Annotated in this window: 14 protein-coding genes; 10 read left to right on the forward strand and 4 right to left on the reverse strand. The window is 63.1% G+C overall.

What is annotated here, in order from left to right; translation table 11 throughout:
- The first annotated feature begins 4 nt into the window (after positions 1–4).
- Positions 5–805 (forward strand): enoyl-CoA hydratase, encoded by an 801-nt coding sequence (locus AC1DYU_RS22205; protein WP_476793527.1) that lies wholly within the window; start codon positions 5–7, stop codon positions 803–805.
- Between the two features lie 102 nt (positions 806–907).
- Here AC1DYU_RS22205 and AC1DYU_RS22210 read toward each other — a convergent pair whose 3' ends face one another.
- Positions 908–2,104, reverse strand: coding sequence for a CaiB/BaiF CoA transferase family protein (locus AC1DYU_RS22210; RefSeq protein ID WP_476793610.1), 1,197 nt, complete (start codon positions 2,102–2,104; stop codon positions 908–910).
- A gap of 439 nt (positions 2,105–2,543) precedes the next feature.
- On the opposite strand from AC1DYU_RS22210, the gene AC1DYU_RS22215 reads away from it, so the two are divergent.
- The 4 genes from AC1DYU_RS22215 to AC1DYU_RS22230 all read left to right on the forward strand — a co-directional run bounded on the left by AC1DYU_RS22215 (position 2,544) and on the right by AC1DYU_RS22230 (position 5,985).
- Positions 2,544–2,666 (forward strand): hypothetical protein, encoded by a 123-nt coding sequence (locus AC1DYU_RS22215; RefSeq protein ID WP_476793528.1) that lies wholly within the window; start codon positions 2,544–2,546, stop codon positions 2,664–2,666.
- Positions 2,667–2,987: 321 nt separating this feature from the next.
- Positions 2,988–4,331 (forward strand): CmpA/NrtA family ABC transporter substrate-binding protein, encoded by a 1,344-nt coding sequence (locus AC1DYU_RS22220; protein WP_476793529.1) that lies wholly within the window; start codon positions 2,988–2,990, stop codon positions 4,329–4,331.
- 34 nt (positions 4,332–4,365) lie between these two features.
- Positions 4,366–5,193 carry an ABC transporter permease gene (locus AC1DYU_RS22225; RefSeq protein ID WP_476793611.1) on the forward strand — a complete coding sequence of 276 codons (828 nt, stop codon included), beginning with the start codon at positions 4,366–4,368 and terminating at the stop codon, positions 5,191–5,193.
- A 36-nt stretch (positions 5,194–5,229) separates the two neighbouring features.
- Complete coding sequence (locus AC1DYU_RS22230; RefSeq protein ID WP_476793612.1) at positions 5,230–5,985, forward strand: ABC transporter ATP-binding protein; 756 nt, start codon at positions 5,230–5,232, stop codon at positions 5,983–5,985.
- A 72-nt stretch (positions 5,986–6,057) separates the two neighbouring features.
- Here the strand turns inward: AC1DYU_RS22230 and AC1DYU_RS22235 are convergent, their stop codons facing one another.
- The 3 genes from AC1DYU_RS22235 to acuI all read right to left on the reverse strand — a co-directional run bounded on the left by AC1DYU_RS22235 (position 6,058) and on the right by acuI (position 9,660).
- On the reverse strand, positions 6,058–7,068 hold the full coding sequence (locus tag AC1DYU_RS22235) for a molybdopterin-dependent oxidoreductase (protein WP_476793530.1): 1,011 nt from the start codon (positions 7,066–7,068) through the stop codon (positions 6,058–6,060).
- 198 nt (positions 7,069–7,266) lie between these two features.
- A complete protein-coding gene (locus tag AC1DYU_RS22240) occupies positions 7,267–8,334 on the reverse strand; it encodes a carbon-nitrogen hydrolase family protein (protein ID WP_476793531.1) in 1,068 nt (355 codons plus the stop codon).
- A 336-nt stretch (positions 8,335–8,670) separates the two neighbouring features.
- Positions 8,671–9,660 (reverse strand): acrylyl-CoA reductase (NADPH), encoded by a 990-nt coding sequence (gene acuI / locus AC1DYU_RS22245; protein ID WP_476793532.1) that lies wholly within the window; start codon positions 9,658–9,660, stop codon positions 8,671–8,673.
- A gap of 148 nt (positions 9,661–9,808) precedes the next feature.
- Here acuI and AC1DYU_RS22250 point away from each other — a divergent pair, with 148 nt between their 5' ends.
- Genes AC1DYU_RS22250 through AC1DYU_RS22270 form a run of 5 tightly spaced genes read left to right on the forward strand, consistent with a single transcriptional unit; the run spans position 9,809 to position 14,790 of the window.
- Positions 9,809–10,774, forward strand: coding sequence for a Bug family tripartite tricarboxylate transporter substrate binding protein (locus AC1DYU_RS22250; RefSeq protein WP_476793533.1), 966 nt, complete (start codon positions 9,809–9,811; stop codon positions 10,772–10,774).
- Between the two features lie 20 nt (positions 10,775–10,794).
- On the forward strand, positions 10,795–12,003 hold the full coding sequence (locus AC1DYU_RS22255) for an acyl-CoA dehydrogenase family protein (RefSeq protein ID WP_476793534.1): 1,209 nt from the start codon (positions 10,795–10,797) through the stop codon (positions 12,001–12,003).
- Entirely contained in the window at positions 12,000–12,662 is a 663-nt protein-coding gene (locus AC1DYU_RS22260; RefSeq protein WP_476793535.1) for a 3-oxoacid CoA-transferase subunit A, read from the forward strand. Before AC1DYU_RS22255 ends, AC1DYU_RS22260 begins: the two co-directional genes overlap by 4 nt.
- Positions 12,659–13,345 carry a 3-oxoacid CoA-transferase subunit B gene (locus AC1DYU_RS22265; protein ID WP_476793536.1) on the forward strand — a complete coding sequence of 229 codons (687 nt, stop codon included), beginning with the start codon at positions 12,659–12,661 and terminating at the stop codon, positions 13,343–13,345. The genes AC1DYU_RS22260 and AC1DYU_RS22265 overlap by 4 nt, the downstream gene beginning before the upstream one ends.
- Positions 13,342–14,790 (forward strand): FAD-binding oxidoreductase, encoded by a 1,449-nt coding sequence (locus AC1DYU_RS22270; protein ID WP_476793537.1) that lies wholly within the window; start codon positions 13,342–13,344, stop codon positions 14,788–14,790. The genes AC1DYU_RS22265 and AC1DYU_RS22270 overlap by 4 nt, the downstream gene beginning before the upstream one ends.
- Positions 14,791–14,953: the final 163 nt, after the last annotated feature.

Raw genomic sequence — 14,953 nt, forward strand, 5'->3', positions numbered from 1 at the left:
ACGCATGACGAAGCATGATGAAAACGCGCCCCTGTTGAGGCAACGCAAGGGTGAAGTGGAATGGCTGATCTTCAATCGCCCCCATGTTCGCAACGCGCTGTCCTCAGATATGGAACGGGCCCTGTTCGAGGCGGTCGACGCGATATCACGGGACGGCAGTGCCAAGGCGGTGGTCTTCACCGGCATGCGCGGCGAAAAATCGGCCTTCATGGCAGGCGCGGATATGGGCGCACTGGCCAAAGCCGTCGATCCAGAGGAGGCGATCGCGATCGAGCGCGAGGCGGAGACATTGATCGTCGCGATCGAGGCGCTCCGGATTCCGACCGTCGCGGCCATGGCGGGAGCCTGCGTCGGCCAGGGCGCCTTACTGGCCTCGGCCTGCGATGTCCGCATCGCTGCGCCGTCCCTGCGTTTTGGTTTTCCCATCGCCCGCACCGTCGGCAATTGCCTGAGCCTGATGAACTATGCTCGCCTGATTTCCCTGCTGGGCGAAGTGGCGACCAAGGAGATGGTCTTCAGCGCCAAACTGCTGGGCGCCGAGGACCTCCTGGCGACCCGCTCGATCCGCGCCGTCGTCGGTGAGGACGAGATCGACGAGCGGGCCCAGGAGGTTGCCGAAGCCCTGACCAGGCTCGCTCCACTGACGCTCTGGGCCACGCGTCAGGCTCTGTTACGGCTGCGCAACCACGGTGTTCCGCCGGATGCCGACGATGACATCCTCGCCGCCTGCTACGGATCCCAGGACATGCAGGAGGCGATTTCCGCCTTCCTTTCGAAGCGTGAACCGCAATGGTTGGGTCGCTGAAAGCCAAAGCCGAAGACCAAGAAAATGAAGGGCCGGGCATGATGCCCGGCCTCTTTTCGTATGACCGCAGATCGCACGGTCAGCTGAAGCCGAGCATTGATCTCAGATCACGGCATCGGCGCGAAGGGTCGCGATTTCTTCCAGCGAGAATCCCAAACCCTGCAGAATTGCATCGCTATGCTCGCCCAGTTCCGGCGGCGCCTTTTCCTCTGGGAGAGGCGTCTTCGGCATTTGGATCGGAACGCCGACGAAGCGGCGACCCGATCCGGCGGGAACCTCGGCGATCATGTTGCGCGAAACGACCTGCGGATCCGCGAGCGCTTCGGGAACGGAATTGATGGCGCTGGCCGGCACATCCGCCTCGTCGAGAATGGCGAGCCATTGCTCACGGCCACGCGTCGCGAAAAGCGCCGCGAGCACGGGCTCCAGCTGGGCGTGGTTAGCGGCTCGGGTCGAACCGTTTGGAAAGCGTGCGTCGGCCAGCAGGTCAGGCCGTTCGAGGGCGCCGCAGAGTCGCTGCCATTGCTCGTCGGTATCGACGCAGACCGCTATGGGCTCGTCTGCTGTGGCGAAGGCTTGGAACGGTGCGATCAGCGGATGGCGGCTGCCGAGCCGGCGAGGCTCCTCGCCGGCGTTCAGATAGCGCGCGATCGCATTTTCCATCAGCGCGAGCTGGCAATCCAGCATAGCAACGTCGACGAAGGTGCCGCGCCCCGTCCGTTCGCGCTGCTGCAGCGCCGACAGCACGCCGATCGTCGCGAACAGGCTCGATCCGATATCGCCGATCGAGGCGCCGACACGTGCAGGCGGTCCCGCTTCTTCTCCCGTAATGCTCATCATGCCCGACAGAGCTTGCGCGATGGCATCGAAGGAGGGCTTATGTTTGTAAGGTCCGGTCTGGCCGAAGCCCGAGATCGAGGCGTAGATCAGCCGGGGATTGATCTCCACTGTGGCAGCGTAACTGAACCCGAGCCTGTCCATGACACCGGCGCGGTTGTTTTCGACGAACACGTCCGCACCGGCCAAGAGCTTTGCGAAGATCTCTTTGCCGCGCGGGCTCTTGAGGTCCAGCGTCAGGCTCCGCTTGTTGCGGTTGACACTCATGAAATAGATGCTCTTCTCGTCGCGGAACGGAGCGATGATGCGTGTGAAATCGCCTGCCCCGCGCCGCTCGATCTTGATCACGTCGGCGCCCAAGGCTCCCAGCAGCCAGGTACAATAGGGACCGGCGAGCATATGCGTCGCGTCGATCACGCGAGTGCCGGATAACGGGCCGCGCGAAGCGTCGTCTGCGCTCATGGTGGCAAAGCTCCCTGGATCGTTCTGTCGCCGGTGCGGCAGCGTGACTGTCCCGGAATGCGCCGAACGGAACAATCAGCAATTTGGGACGCCTTTGATGCTTAAAATGCACCATTGCCGAGCGCGATCGTGAGATTTGCTCACAGCATCGCGTTGTCAGCACTTTATGCGGTCTTTTCGGTAGTAATAGAGCTCATGATTTATATTCCAACTTGAGTAATCGACATAGGCTTCGGAGAGGCGGATGCGCCGGCGCGCATCTAAGAGCGTGATCCATGCATCAATCAGACCAATCGCTCTGATAAAATCTGATGGACATCGCCACTCGGCCCTCTGCCTTTTGGCAAGGAAACATGCGAGCACTCGTTCTTGCGGGGCTTTTGTCCGTGGCCGCGGCCACCTCGACTGCAGCTCAAGACACCGTGACAATCGGCGCGGTGTGTCGGGGACCGGCGCAGCCGCCGCCTTCCTCGGAGAGCCCGAGGAAAAGACCCTGCAGATCTATTTCGACAAGCTCAACGTCGAAGGTGGTCTGCTCGGTAAGCAGATCGAGCTCGTTTAACCCAAACGACATCGTCTCCCTCGGCAGAGCTGCGTCATCGACACTAACAAGCTGACCTTCCGCAAATAGCTTCCCGTCTTTGGCGACTTAAAAATGGCGCCTGCGCTCCTCGGCGAGCTAACCGATCACTGCGGCATCGTCGTGACCCGCACGAGAGCCGGCGCTTCAAGGATAGCTAAGCCAAGCGCTCGTCCGCTTAGGAGGCGGCGCGGCTGACGAAGCAGGGACCTTTTTGCAGAGTGCGTTGCGAGAAACCCTAATGCCCGAAGCTTAGTCGACCTCCATACTGCCTGTGGGGAATAAAAAAATTGGAGCGCGGATATGGAGCCGGGAGAATTCAACCGTTATCGCCACGCCATGTGCGCGTGCGGCCAGTCGCACGACGGCCCCCTTGCGGCGGAAGATTGTAAGGGATTCATTGAAGAAACCGTTGTCTCGGCTACCGACGAAATCCTTATCGCGTCCGTGTTCCCTGATTTGCGAACACGTCGCCAGCTGCTGCGCAGCGTGGGGGCCGCCACGCTACTCGCAGCCATGGGAGACATCCTCCCCTTGGGTACCTTGAGGGCACTAGCGCAGGAGCGAGCTCCTCTCGAGAAGAAAGACATCAATGTCGGCTTCCTCGCCATCACCTGTGCCACCCCGTTGGTGATGGCCAAAGAGAAGGGCATCTTCGAGAAGCACGGTCTCAACGTCGCTCTTCAGAAGATCCCTGGCATCGGTCTCATCCGGGACAAGATGATCAATGGAGAGCTCGATGTTTCCCAACAGGTAATGCCCGTGGCGATCGCGACTTCGGCCGGTGCTGGTGGCACCGTGGTCCCGGCCAAGGTGCTTACGATCCTGAATCAAAATGGGAATTCGCTGGTGCTGGCTCTGAAACACAAGGATAACCGGGAACCGCGAAACTGGAAGGGCTTCCGGTTCGCGGTTCCTTTTGACCAATCCCATCAGGCTCTGCAACTGCGTCATTATCTGGCGCAAGCGGGCCTGGACCCGGATAAGGACGTCGTCTACCGGGTCGTTCCTCCGTCCGAATACGTTTCAAACCTTCGCGTCGGCAACATCGACGGATTTTTCGGAGGCGAGCCCGGTGGGCAGCGCGCAGTCGTCGAGGGCGTCGGCTTCATTCACCTGCTGTCCCGCGACATCTGGGAAAACCATCCATGCTGCTCGGTCACCGCCACCGATACCTGGATAAAACAGCATCCCAACACGTTTCTTGCGGTGTTTCGTGCACTAGTGGAAGCCGGGTTGTATTCTTCGGTTCCGGAAAATCGCGCGGGCATGGCGGAGATCCTCGCTCGGCCAGAATACATCAACGCTCCCGCGAACGTCATCCAGCAAGTCATCGGGGGTCGCTTTGCAGATGGCTTGGGCGCCGTACGAAACGTGCCCGACCGCATCAAGTTCGACCCGTTTCCGCAATACTCGATGGCTGTCTGGCTGTCCGTGCAATTGAGCCGCTGGAACATGCTTCCAGCCGATATCGACCATAAGCGGCTGGCACAGACGGTTATGCTTGCCGTCGATGCGAAGAAGATTCTCGCGCAACAAGGCATCGAAGTTCCGGAACCCAAATTTGGGATTGAACGGATATTGGACAAGGAGTTCGATTCCAATGAGCCAGATCAATATCTACGCTCCGTCCGCCGCCCGAACTGATGGCAAGTCGTCCTTGTCCGACTTGCACAGTGTCATGAACCGCCCATGGGTCGCGTCGCTGGCGATTTTCGTCGCCTTCGTATCCATTTGGCATGCCCTCACCTCGATCGGCGGCGGCGAAACTGCTGTCGATTCCGAATATGCCAAGTTGATGGGCCAGACCGTCGGCGTCACCACCGGCTCTTCAATTCCTGGCCCGATGGCAGTGGCTCGACGGGCCATGGAATTGGGAAGTCGCGCCTTCGACAGCTCCAATCCCAACAACCTCGGCATCTTCTGGCATCTCTACTACTCGCTTGGCCGTGTCTTTTTAGGGTACGCGTTGGCCGTGGTGGTGGCCGTCCCCCTGGGTTTCGGCATTGGCCTGATGCCTTGGCTCTACCAGGCGCTGAATCCGTTCATTCAGGTGCTCAAGCCAATCTCTCCTTTGGCTTGGATGCCGTTGGCGCTGTACGCGCTCAAGGACAGCGCAACGGCGGCCATCTTCATCATCTTCATTTGCTCCCTCTGGCCGCTTTTGATCAACACGGCCGCCGGGGCCGCCGGCGTGCGGCAGGATTGGCTGAACGTGGCGAAAGTGCTCGGCCTCAAGACCTCGACCAAGGTGTTGAGGATCGTCTTTCCCGCCGCGGTTCCGATGATCCTGACCGGAATGCGCATTTCGATCGGCATCGCCTGGTTCGTCATCGTGGCGGCAGAGATGGTCGTCGGTCAGAACGGCATCGGGTACTTCATCTGGAACGAGTGGAACAACCTCCAGCTCTCCAGCATGATCGTCGCCATTGGGCTCATCGGCATCATCGGCTTCGTTCTCGATCAGTGCCTTGCATGGGTCGGTCAAAAACTCAGTTTCAAGGAGTGACCGGTGGAAACATTCCTGTCGCTGAACAAGGTGTCGATGACTTTTGGCGAGCGCACGAAATTCCATGCGCTGGATGCCATCTCGTTGTCCGTGGAGCGTGGCGAGTTCGTCAGCCTGATCGGGCATTCCGGCTGCGGGAAAAGTACATTGCTCAACCTGATCGCCGGTCTCTATCGGCCTTCGGCCGGTTCGATCAGTTGCGAAGGACAGCAGATACTCGGCCCAGGCCCCGACCGTGGCGTCGTGTTCCAGAACCATTCCCTGCTTCCATGGATGACCTGCCACGACAACATCCTGTTGGGCGTGGCGCAGGTCTTCGCCGCCCGGCTCGACAAGCAGGCAATGCGGCGAAAGGTCGACCAGGCGCTGGACCTCGTCCATCTCGGTCATGCGGCAAACAAATACCCCCACGAGATTTCGGGGGGCATGAAGCAGCGTGTCGGCATCGCTCGGGCCCTGGCGATCGAGCCCCGTGTGCTGCTTCTGGACGAGCCCTTCGGAGCTCTCGATGCGCTTACGCGGGCAAGTCTCCAAGACGAACTCATAAAGATCGTGGAGCAGACGCGGTCCACGGTGGTCATGGTCACTCACGACGTTGACGAGGCCATCTTCCTGAGCGACCGCGTGGTCATGATGACGAACGGTCCCGCAGCAAAGATCGGAGAGGTGCTCCATGTCGATATTCCGCGACCACGTCATCGCCTGGCGATGACCACGACGCCGGCCTATATCGAATGCCGACGAAGGCTGCTCGAGTTCCTCTATCTAAAGCAGGCCGCGGTTCGGCATTGACACTGGGGTCCGCCGAGCTGCGGTGTCGAGCCGAGGCAATCTTCCGGTCGTCGAGGTACGGGACGCAAAGGACTATACTACGTTGATGGTGATCGCGTGGGCGGCATAACGCACCCCTTCGAGGGGTTGGCTGCGCCCGTCATTCGCCGTGGCTCGTACGATGAGTTCGAGAGGCCCCGGCCCCGCCACACCTATCGTCTCCTCGAAACGTCGCCAGGCGGCGCCCCGATCCTGTTCAAGTTTTGCGGGGCGCCAGTTGGCACCGCCATCGACGCTGACCTCGACGCGAGACACGCCCGACTTCGCCCACGCCCACCCGGCAAGATCGAGACCATCGCCGCGATGATGCGACGATCCCGGGGCCGGCGAGGTGAACAGCGAGCCGACGGGGATCTCCCACACCGGCTTCCGCGGCTCGGCGGGGAATTTCGCATCATTGTAATAGGTCGTCGTGAAAAGCCCATCGAGCGGTTTGTCCCGAAACTCGATCCTGTCCAGCCATTTCACCGTGTTGGTACCATAGTAGCCGGGTACGACGAGGCGTGCAGGAAAACCATGCTCCGTGGGCAAGGCGCTGCCGTTCAGTTCGTAGGCAACCAATGCTCCCGCTTCCAGAAGACGATCGATCGTGAGGTCCTTGCCGTAGCCGTCGCACGAAGTTCCCTCGAATTCCCCATGATCCATGCCAAACGACCACATATGGGTCGCCCCGGGATCCAGCTCCGCCAGATCGATCAGGGATTTCAGAGCCACGCCGGCCCACTCCACACAGGCCACCCGACGCGTGGGAACGGTCGGCTGGAGCGGATTGCCGGCGCACTGATGGACGGTCTGGACCGCCACGCGCGGCAGGCTTCGAAGCTCGGTCAGCGGGATCGAGAGTGGGCGCGAAACCATCCCTCCGATGCCGAGCGACCACGTCGATACGTCGATAGCGGGTGTTCCCATGTGGATCAGGACAAAGAGGTCGCTGGTCGCGGTGAGGCGCTCATCCATCTGATGAGGCTCCAAGGGAAGACGACGATAGATCCCGCTCGGGCCCATATTGGGCCGAGGATTGTGAGGTGCGATCGGCGTGCTCATGCGCGTGTCCCTTGAGCGATCGAGCGCCCGGTTTGATGCACCGTGCCGGCCGAAACGGGCCCACGGTGTTCGTGCAAGCCGATATGTCCGCCAACCTCCTCGCCCAGGGCGGCGTCCTCATCCCGTCCAGGATCTCGGTGCGACGTGCGGAACTTCTTCAACGCGCCAGGCTCCGGTGTCGGCGCCCGCTTTTTGCGTTCAGGCGCCTTCCTCTTGGAAGGCGATCTCTCTGAAATCCAGATCGTTCCGATCAGGCTGCCGCGCAGCCGCGGCGTTGCAGGCCGTCTCGTCAGTGACAAAACGCACGGGCCGCTGCCGTGTCCGTCGCACGGTGAGCTCGAACACATCGAAGCGGTTGTAGTATCCCACAACGTCATGAAACTGCTTGGGCTCGATGCACTGCCCGATATCGATTTCCGCATAGGCGATACCTTCCTCGTCCTGCAGGGTCTCGCTGATCAGCGCGCCCGTCGGATCGACGATGAACGACGCACCGCGAGGGGTGGCGTCAAGAACGTCCGCGGCTTTCGGATCTTTTTCGACGAGTTGGTCGCGCATCGATTTGTCCATGAACCCAGCGGTGGCGATGCCGAAGGCTTTGGCCTCGAACGAATGGGCGCTGGCGCGGATGCGGTTGGCCGCGACATTGTCGAAATTGCCGCCTTTCGCCGGCGGCCTGGTGGGCCAGATCGGCGGCCAGCTCGACACGTGAACCTGCTCGCCCTGCGCCATGAGGGTATAGCGAGCCAGCGGATTTGTGTTCTCGCCACAAATGAGCCCGCCCAGCCGACCGATGCGCGTATCGGCAACGCGAAGCCCGTCACCGTCGCCGGCGGCCCAAACCAGCTTTTCATAAAATGTCGGAACGAGCTTTCGGTGGTGAACCAGGATCGCGCCGTCGTCGCCAATGATCAGATTGGAATTCCACATACAGCCAACGCTGGCCGGTGAACGCTCGCTGATCCCGATCGAGACGAAGACGCCCAGTCGTCGGGCCTCGCGTCGAATCTCGGTGACCTCGGGTCCGTCGATCAACACGGACTCCTGGGACATCCGGATGAAAAAATCGTGATTCTCGATCGGGGCCCAGATCGCCGACCAGACCGGAAATGCGGGAATGTAGGTTTCCGGAAAGGCGATGAACTCCGCCCCTGCCCCTGCCGCCTCCTGGATGAGCGCTATCGCCTTGCGTGTCGTCGCTGCCTTGTCTAGGAAGACGGGTGCAGCGTGGATCGCCGCAGCCTTGAAGCGTGGGAGCTGTCCCATGATGCACTCGCTGTCACATTGCGGTCCAACGACCGACGGCCGCCGGGGCTTTGCGAGGAGAGGCAGGGGGCGGCAGCGGAGTCTTCGCGATGCGCCGTCCGATCCATCCCACCACCTCGCTCAATGACTGCGGATATCATCGAGGCGGGCGGGCGTTGAGCGCCTATCGATGCAAGCCCCGTTGCATCGGCGCAGGCCGCGCCCTTAAAGCTTGGCTGACAGACCTTTACGTCCCCGCCGGGCACACCGGCTGATGCATGTGGTCCCGCTCGCCCCCGGCGGGGTGTGCCGTCAGGCTTGGGTCGGCGACCCTTCCGACGCGCTATCCGAATCGAGCTAGCCCTTGGCCTCCAGATCTACGACGACACGCCCACGGACCTTGCCCGCCAGCAATTCCCCGGCGACGCCGACGGCGTCGGCGAGCGGGATCGTCCGTGTGAGGGTCTCGAGCTTCAGGGCGTCAACGTTCTCGGCCAGCCGGCGCCAGGCCTCGACACGCTCCGATATGGGACGGGTCACGCTGTTGATCCCCACGAGGGCGACGCCGCGGAGGATGAAGGGCGCGACCGACGTCGGAAGGTCCAGCCCCTGCGCCATGCCGCAGGCGGCCACGGCGCCATCTGCCTTTGTGCTCGCGCAAGCGTTTGCGAGCGTATGGCTGCCGACGGAATCGACCGCCGCGGCCCAGCGTTCCTTTTGAAGCGGCTTGCCCGGCTCAGATAGCGTTTTTCTATCGATGACCTCGGCGGCACCCAGGTCCATGAGGTAGGCCTCCTCCGACATCCGTCCCGTGGAGGCGACGACCCGATGACCCAAGCGATTTAGCAGCGCCACGGCAATGCTTCCGACGCCTCCGCTCGCCCCGGTCACGAGGACATCTCCGCGTCCAGGCATCAACCCGAAACGCTCGAGGGCGATGATGCAGAGCATCGCGGTATAGCCAGCCGTTCCGATGGCCATCGCCTGCTTGGCGGTCAGGGCTTTAGGGAGGCGGATCAGCCAGTCGCCGCGCACGCGCGCACGCTCGGCCAGCCCGCCCCAATGCTGTTCGCCTACGCCCCATCCGTTCAGAAGCACCCGATCGCCGGGTGCGAAGTCGGGATGATCGCTATGTTCGACGAAGCCGGCGAAGTCGATGCCCGGCACCATCGGGAAGCTGCGGACGATCGGGCCTTTGCCTGTGATCGCTAGGGCGTCCTTGTAGTTGATCGTACTGGCCTCGACCCGGACCGTGACGTCGCCAGCCGGGAGGCGATCCTCGGACAGATCCGTCACCGAGACGCGCTGACCCTTGTCGTCCTTTTCGATCAAGATTCCCCGAAACATGGTCCGCTCCCTTTGATGACCCGCCATTTGCGAGGTCGACACATATTTGGGCAACAGAAGCCCAATTTGGCAACATGATGTTTATTGACGACTTGATGTCCTTTGGGCAACTCTGATCCCAACGCATAAAAGGGGAAAGGGCTTGTCAATGAAACAGCTTCTGGTCTGCGCAGCGTTCGCCTCGATGATCGTCACCGGTTTCGCCTCGGCGGCCGAGACCGATTATCCAGCCCGGCCCATCAGACTCGTCGTGGGGTATCCCGCAGGCGGACAAACGGACGTCCTCGCGCGCATCGTCGCAAAGAACTTGGGCGATCAGCTCGGCAAGCAGGTCATCGTCGAGAATACCGGCGGGGCCGGCGGCACCATCGGCGCCCTGAACGTCGCCAGGGCCACGCCCGACGGGTATACGCTCCTGATGAGCGTCGAGGCCACGCAGACGCGGGCCAAGGTCTTCTACCCGAAGGTCGCCTACGATCAGCTGACCAGCTTCACGCTCCTGCGCAAAATGGCGAAGCAGCGCGCCGTCCTGGTCGTGAACCCGAACTTTCCGGCCAAGTCGGTGGCGGAACTGGTCGCCTACGCCAAAGCCCGCCCGAAAGAGCTGAATTATGGGGGAACGCTGGGTACGACCTCCCATATCGGTGGGACGATCTTCGACAAGCTCTACGGCACCCAGTTGACGTTCGTGAGCTACGCCGGCGGCAACCAGCCGATCACGGACCTGCTGTCGGGCACGACCCAGGTCGGGTTCTTCACCGAGTCGACGGTTGCCGAATACATCAAGGCCGGTTCGCTGCGGGCATTGGCCGTACTGGCGCCCGAGCGATCCTTGATCTTCCCGGATCTGGCGACGATCGAGGAGGCAGGAGGCAAGGCCTTCGATATCTCGGCCTGGTTCGGCGTCGCCGGCCCGGCGGGACTTCCCCCGGCAGTCGTCCAGAGGCTCATGGATGCGCTGAACAAGGTCAGCGACAGCCCGGAGTTCGCCTCCCATATCCAGTTCATCGGAGCGGTTCCGATCAAGGGTTCCAACCCGCAGAATTTTGCCGCCGACGTGGCGAAAGAGGTCGCGTACTGGGGAGAGTGGGCAAAAGAGAACAAGCCGGATTAGCAGATCGATCGGTCGCGGCCATGACTTTCTTCGCCCAGTACGACGAGGTTCTGTCGGAGGCCGAGCGCGAGCTCGTCTCGAACGCGCGACGGTTCTGCGAAGGTAGCTTCTCCGAGGAGGCGCACACGGCCTACCTCCAAGGGGTGCCGTTCGCGCGGGTGTGGATCGAGCACTGGGCGGCCGAAGGCATGCTCGGCCTACAGGTCAGGCCCGAGCATGGCGGCCACGGCGCGTCCTTCATCTGCAAGATCCGCGTCGCCCAGGAAGTCGCCCGCCACAGCTTCGCGGCCGCGTTCTGCCTCAACAACCTGCAAGGCCAGGCGACGAGGCTGTCGCGCGCCGGAAGCGACGAGCAGCGGAGCCGCCTGCTCGCAGGGCTCGCCGCTGGTTCGATCCTGGCGGCGCCCTCCATGTCGGAGCCGGGCGGCGGTAGCGACCTCGGCGCCCTCACCACCACGGCGACGCCCGTGTCGGGCGGCTGGCTCGTCAATGGCGTGAAAGACTGGGTGACGAACGGGACGATCGTGGACTGGTTGTCCATGCTGGTGCGCTCGGGCGGGAGCACGGAGCTGATGACCCTCCTCGTTCCTTGCGGCCCGGAGTCTTCCGTCGCGCGGGAGGAGGTTCCGCTGGCGGGCGGCAGGTCGTTCCGGTTGGCAAGGATGACCTTTCGCGATCATTTCGTGCCGGATTGGGCGCTGCTGGGCCCTGCCGGCGACGCCGTGCGCGCATCCATGGCGGCGGTCAATGCCGCGCGAGTACACGTCGCGGCGATGGCGGTCGCGACACTACACTCGGCTCTCTGCGAGGCCGTGCGATATTGCGGAAAGCGGGAAACCTTCGGCAAGGTTCTGCTCGCCCATCAAGGGCTGCAATGGGAGTTCGCCGAGGTGGCGACGCGACTGGAAGCGGCCAGCGCCCTCGTCTTCAAGGCGGCCCAGCTCGTGGATCGCGGCCTGCCGTCGCAGACCGCAGCGGCCCAAAGCAAGAAGTTTGCTGTCGATACGGCGATCTGGGGCATCGATCAGTGCATTCGGGCAATGGGCGCGATCGGGGCGACCGATGCGCACCGCCTGGGGATGCACCTCGCGGAAGTCAGGCTGGCGGCCTACACCGACGGGACAAACGAGATGATGCTCGACCGCATCGGGCGAGGCCTCTCCAAGGAATACGGTATGCCCGTCGTCGGCGAGCAGGCGCCGACCGGCATGGAGGGAACAGCTCGATGAGGAACGTCGTCGTAGCGAACGCCGCCGCGGCAGTCGAAGGTCTGCGCGACGGCCATGTGGTCATGGTCGGCGGGTTCGGCGGCGCGGGACTTCCTCGCGCCCTCGTCCAGGCCGTAGCGGACCTCGGCGTGCGTGGCCTCACGGTGATCTCGAACAATGCCGGCACCGAAGGCGACGACCTGTCGCTGTGGTTCCGCTCCAGGATCGTGAGCAAGATCATCTGCTCCTATCCACGCAACTCCAAGGACTTCACAGCGCAGTACAGGGCGGGCGCGGTCGAGATGGAGCTGGTCCCCCAGGGCACGCTGGTCGAAAGGATCCGGGCCGGCGGCGCCGGTCTCGGCGGATTCCTGAGCCCCGTCGGCATCGGCACCATCCTCGAACAAGGAAAGCAGAAGGTCGATGTCGACGGGCGCACCTATTTGCTCGAGACGCCGCTCAAGGCGGACTTCGCCTTCGTGAAAGGGAAGCTCGCCGACACCCTCGGCAACGTCACCTACAATATGACCGCCCGCAATCACTGCGCTGTAATGACGACGGCGGCTGAGACGGTGGCGGTCGAGGTCGACCGTGTGGTCGAGCCCGGCGAACTGGATCCGGAGGCCATCGTCACCCCCTGCATCTTCGTCAACCGCGTCTTCGCGAGGATTCCGTCATGAAGGGCCTGGAGCGGCAGGATCTCGCGCGCATGGTCGCATCGCAGCTGCCCCGGGACAGTTTCGTCAATCTCGGCATCGGCGCGCCAACTCACGTGGCCGATTACATGGCACCGGACTCCGGCGTGATCCTGCATAGCGAAAACGGCATCCTCCATGTTGGCCCCGCACCGGCGCCCGGTGAGGCGAACTACGATCTCATCAATGCCGGCAAGTCACCGGTCACGCTCGCGCGTGGGGGTTCGTTCTTCGACTCGTCCATGGCCTTCGCCATGATGCGAGGGGGCCATATCGACGTCGCCGTGCTCGGCGCGTTCGAAGTCTCCCAACGCGGCGACCTGGCGAACTGGAACACCGGCCGGGACGAGGGCGAGCCGCCCGGCGTCGGCGGGGCGATGGACCTCGCCGTCGGCGCCAAGCAGATCTGGGTCATGATGGAGCACGTCACCCGCGAGGGCGCGCCGCGCATCGTATCGGAATGCACCCTTCCGCTGACCGCCACCCGCGTCGTCTCGCGTATCTTCACGAGCCTCGCCATCGTCGAGGTCGAGACGGACGGCCTCGTCGTCTCGGCGATCCTGGACGGCGCCCGGCTCGACGACGTCCAGGCTGTGACAGGAGCACCGCTGAGGCCTGCCGCGCGTCTGTGCTTGATCAGCCCGGACGGGCGCGTGGGTACACCATGAAATCCGACGGTCCGACGATCGGTCTGGAAGACATGGCATCCCGCCTGAGGGATGCCATCGGGGCGGCATTCGTCCGCACCGGAGGCGAGATCCCCGAGCGCAATCGAGCCGATGCCAGCCGCCTGCCGCCGATCTCCCCCTCCATCCTGGCGACCCCGGACTCCACCGAGGCCGTTTCCCAGGTGTTGCGGCTGTGCAGCGAGGTTCGCTGGCCAGTCGTCGTGCAAGGCGGCCTGACCGGACTGGCCGGAGGAGCGCACCCGAAGGGAACGGAGGTCGCGCTGTCGCTGGAGCGCATGACGGGAATCGAAGAGATCGATCCTGTCGCCGGCACGCTGACGGCTCGGGCCGGGACTGCCCTGCAGATCGTGCAGGAAGCCGCCGCCGAAGCAGGCTTCCTGTGCGGAATCGACCTCGGCGCCCGCGGCTCATGCACGATCGGCGGCAACGTCGCCACGAATGCGGGCGGAAACCGCGTCCTGCGCTACGGCATGACGCGGCACAATGTGCTCGGCCTCGAAGCCGTGCTGGCGGACGGGACGATCGTGACATCCATGAACAAGATGCTGAAGAACAACGCCGGCTACGACTGGACGCAGATGTTCATCGGCTCGGAAGGCACGCTGGGCGTCGTCACTCGGGTCGTGCTCGGCCTGCACGCTCGACCGGGCGACATCTCGGCCGCGTTTCTGAAGGTCGCGGACTTTGCCGCGGCAGTTGCCGTGCAGAGGGCGCTCGAGCGGGCATTGCCCGGGCGGCTGATGGCCTTCGAAGCCATGTGGCCCGAGGTGATGGCGCTATCCGAACGCTGCTTCGGCTTGAAAAGCCCCTTCGCCTCGCATGACGGCATCACACTGCTCGTGGAGGTGGAGGCCAGCGGGAGCGAGGTCGATGGATTGCAGACGTGCTTGATGGAGCTCTACGAGCATGCCGTCGTCTCGGAGGCGTTCCTCGCCCGCTCGGAGGTGGACCGATTGGAGTTCTGGCGCTTTCGAGAGACACCGTACGAGTATCGAGGTCGTTTCGGCACGATGGTCTCCTTCGACGTCAGCCTGCCGCGAGCCGTCTTGGAGCAGGCGACGGAGGCCATCCGAGGTCGGGTCCTGGATTTGTGGCCCGATGCTGTCGTGGCCATCTTCGGCCATCTTGCGGACTCGAACCTCCACGTCATCGCGCTCCGGGTCGAAGGCACCCCCGGCGGTCACGACGCGGTGGAGTGCGTCGTATACGACGCGGTCGGTGGATTCGGTGGCTCCATTTCGGCCGAGCACGGGATCGGCACCAAGAAGCGAGCCTTTCTGCACCTCAGCCGCGACCCGACCGAAATCGCGCTCATGGAGCGGATCAAGCAAGCGCTGGACCCGAGAGCGATCCTCAATCGCGATCGGGTGCTAGGGGGGGCCACCCACGGAACACTCTCAAGCGATCGAGATGCGATCCGATAGAGGCGCGGATCCCGGAGCTCACTCAATCACCGCCATTATCGCGCTCCGGGCTTTGTGGGTTCGACGTAAGCGAGCAGCGACGGGCTGCTGACCGACGAGCAGCTCGCCTTGTTCCTGCACACCGCCGCCGAGCACGCGGCATTGGCCGCATGTCTGGCCTCAG

It is taken from the genome of Allobosea sp. P2_B12 (genome assembly GCF_056404835.1).

Coding starts and splice junctions, on each gene's coding strand:
- AC1DYU_RS22205 (WP_476793527.1), top strand. CDS start 5: ATGACGAAGCATGATGAAAACGCGCCCCTGTTGAGGCAACGCAAGGGT.
- AC1DYU_RS22250 (WP_476793533.1), top strand. CDS start 9,809: ATGAAACAGCTTCTGGTCTGCGCAGCGTTCGCCTCGATGATCGTCACC.
- AC1DYU_RS22255 (WP_476793534.1), top strand. CDS start 10,795: ATGACTTTCTTCGCCCAGTACGACGAGGTTCTGTCGGAGGCCGAGCGC.
- AC1DYU_RS22240 (WP_476793531.1), bottom strand. CDS start 8,334: ATGGGACAGCTCCCACGCTTCAAGGCTGCGGCGATCCACGCTGCACCC.
- AC1DYU_RS22210 (WP_476793610.1), bottom strand. CDS start 2,104: ATGAGCGCAGACGACGCTTCGCGCGGCCCGTTATCCGGCACTCGCGTG.
- AC1DYU_RS22265 (WP_476793536.1), top strand. CDS start 12,659: ATGAAGGGCCTGGAGCGGCAGGATCTCGCGCGCATGGTCGCATCGCAG.
- AC1DYU_RS22220 (WP_476793529.1), top strand. CDS start 2,988: ATGGAGCCGGGAGAATTCAACCGTTATCGCCACGCCATGTGCGCGTGC.
- AC1DYU_RS22260 (WP_476793535.1), top strand. CDS start 12,000: ATGAGGAACGTCGTCGTAGCGAACGCCGCCGCGGCAGTCGAAGGTCTG.
- AC1DYU_RS22230 (WP_476793612.1), top strand. CDS start 5,230: ATGACTTTTGGCGAGCGCACGAAATTCCATGCGCTGGATGCCATCTCG.
- acuI (WP_476793532.1), bottom strand. CDS start 9,660: ATGTTTCGGGGAATCTTGATCGAAAAGGACGACAAGGGTCAGCGCGTC.
- AC1DYU_RS22225 (WP_476793611.1), top strand. CDS start 4,366: ATGAACCGCCCATGGGTCGCGTCGCTGGCGATTTTCGTCGCCTTCGTA.
- AC1DYU_RS22270 (WP_476793537.1), top strand. CDS start 13,342: ATGAAATCCGACGGTCCGACGATCGGTCTGGAAGACATGGCATCCCGC.
- AC1DYU_RS22235 (WP_476793530.1), bottom strand. CDS start 7,068: ATGAGCACGCCGATCGCACCTCACAATCCTCGGCCCAATATGGGCCCG.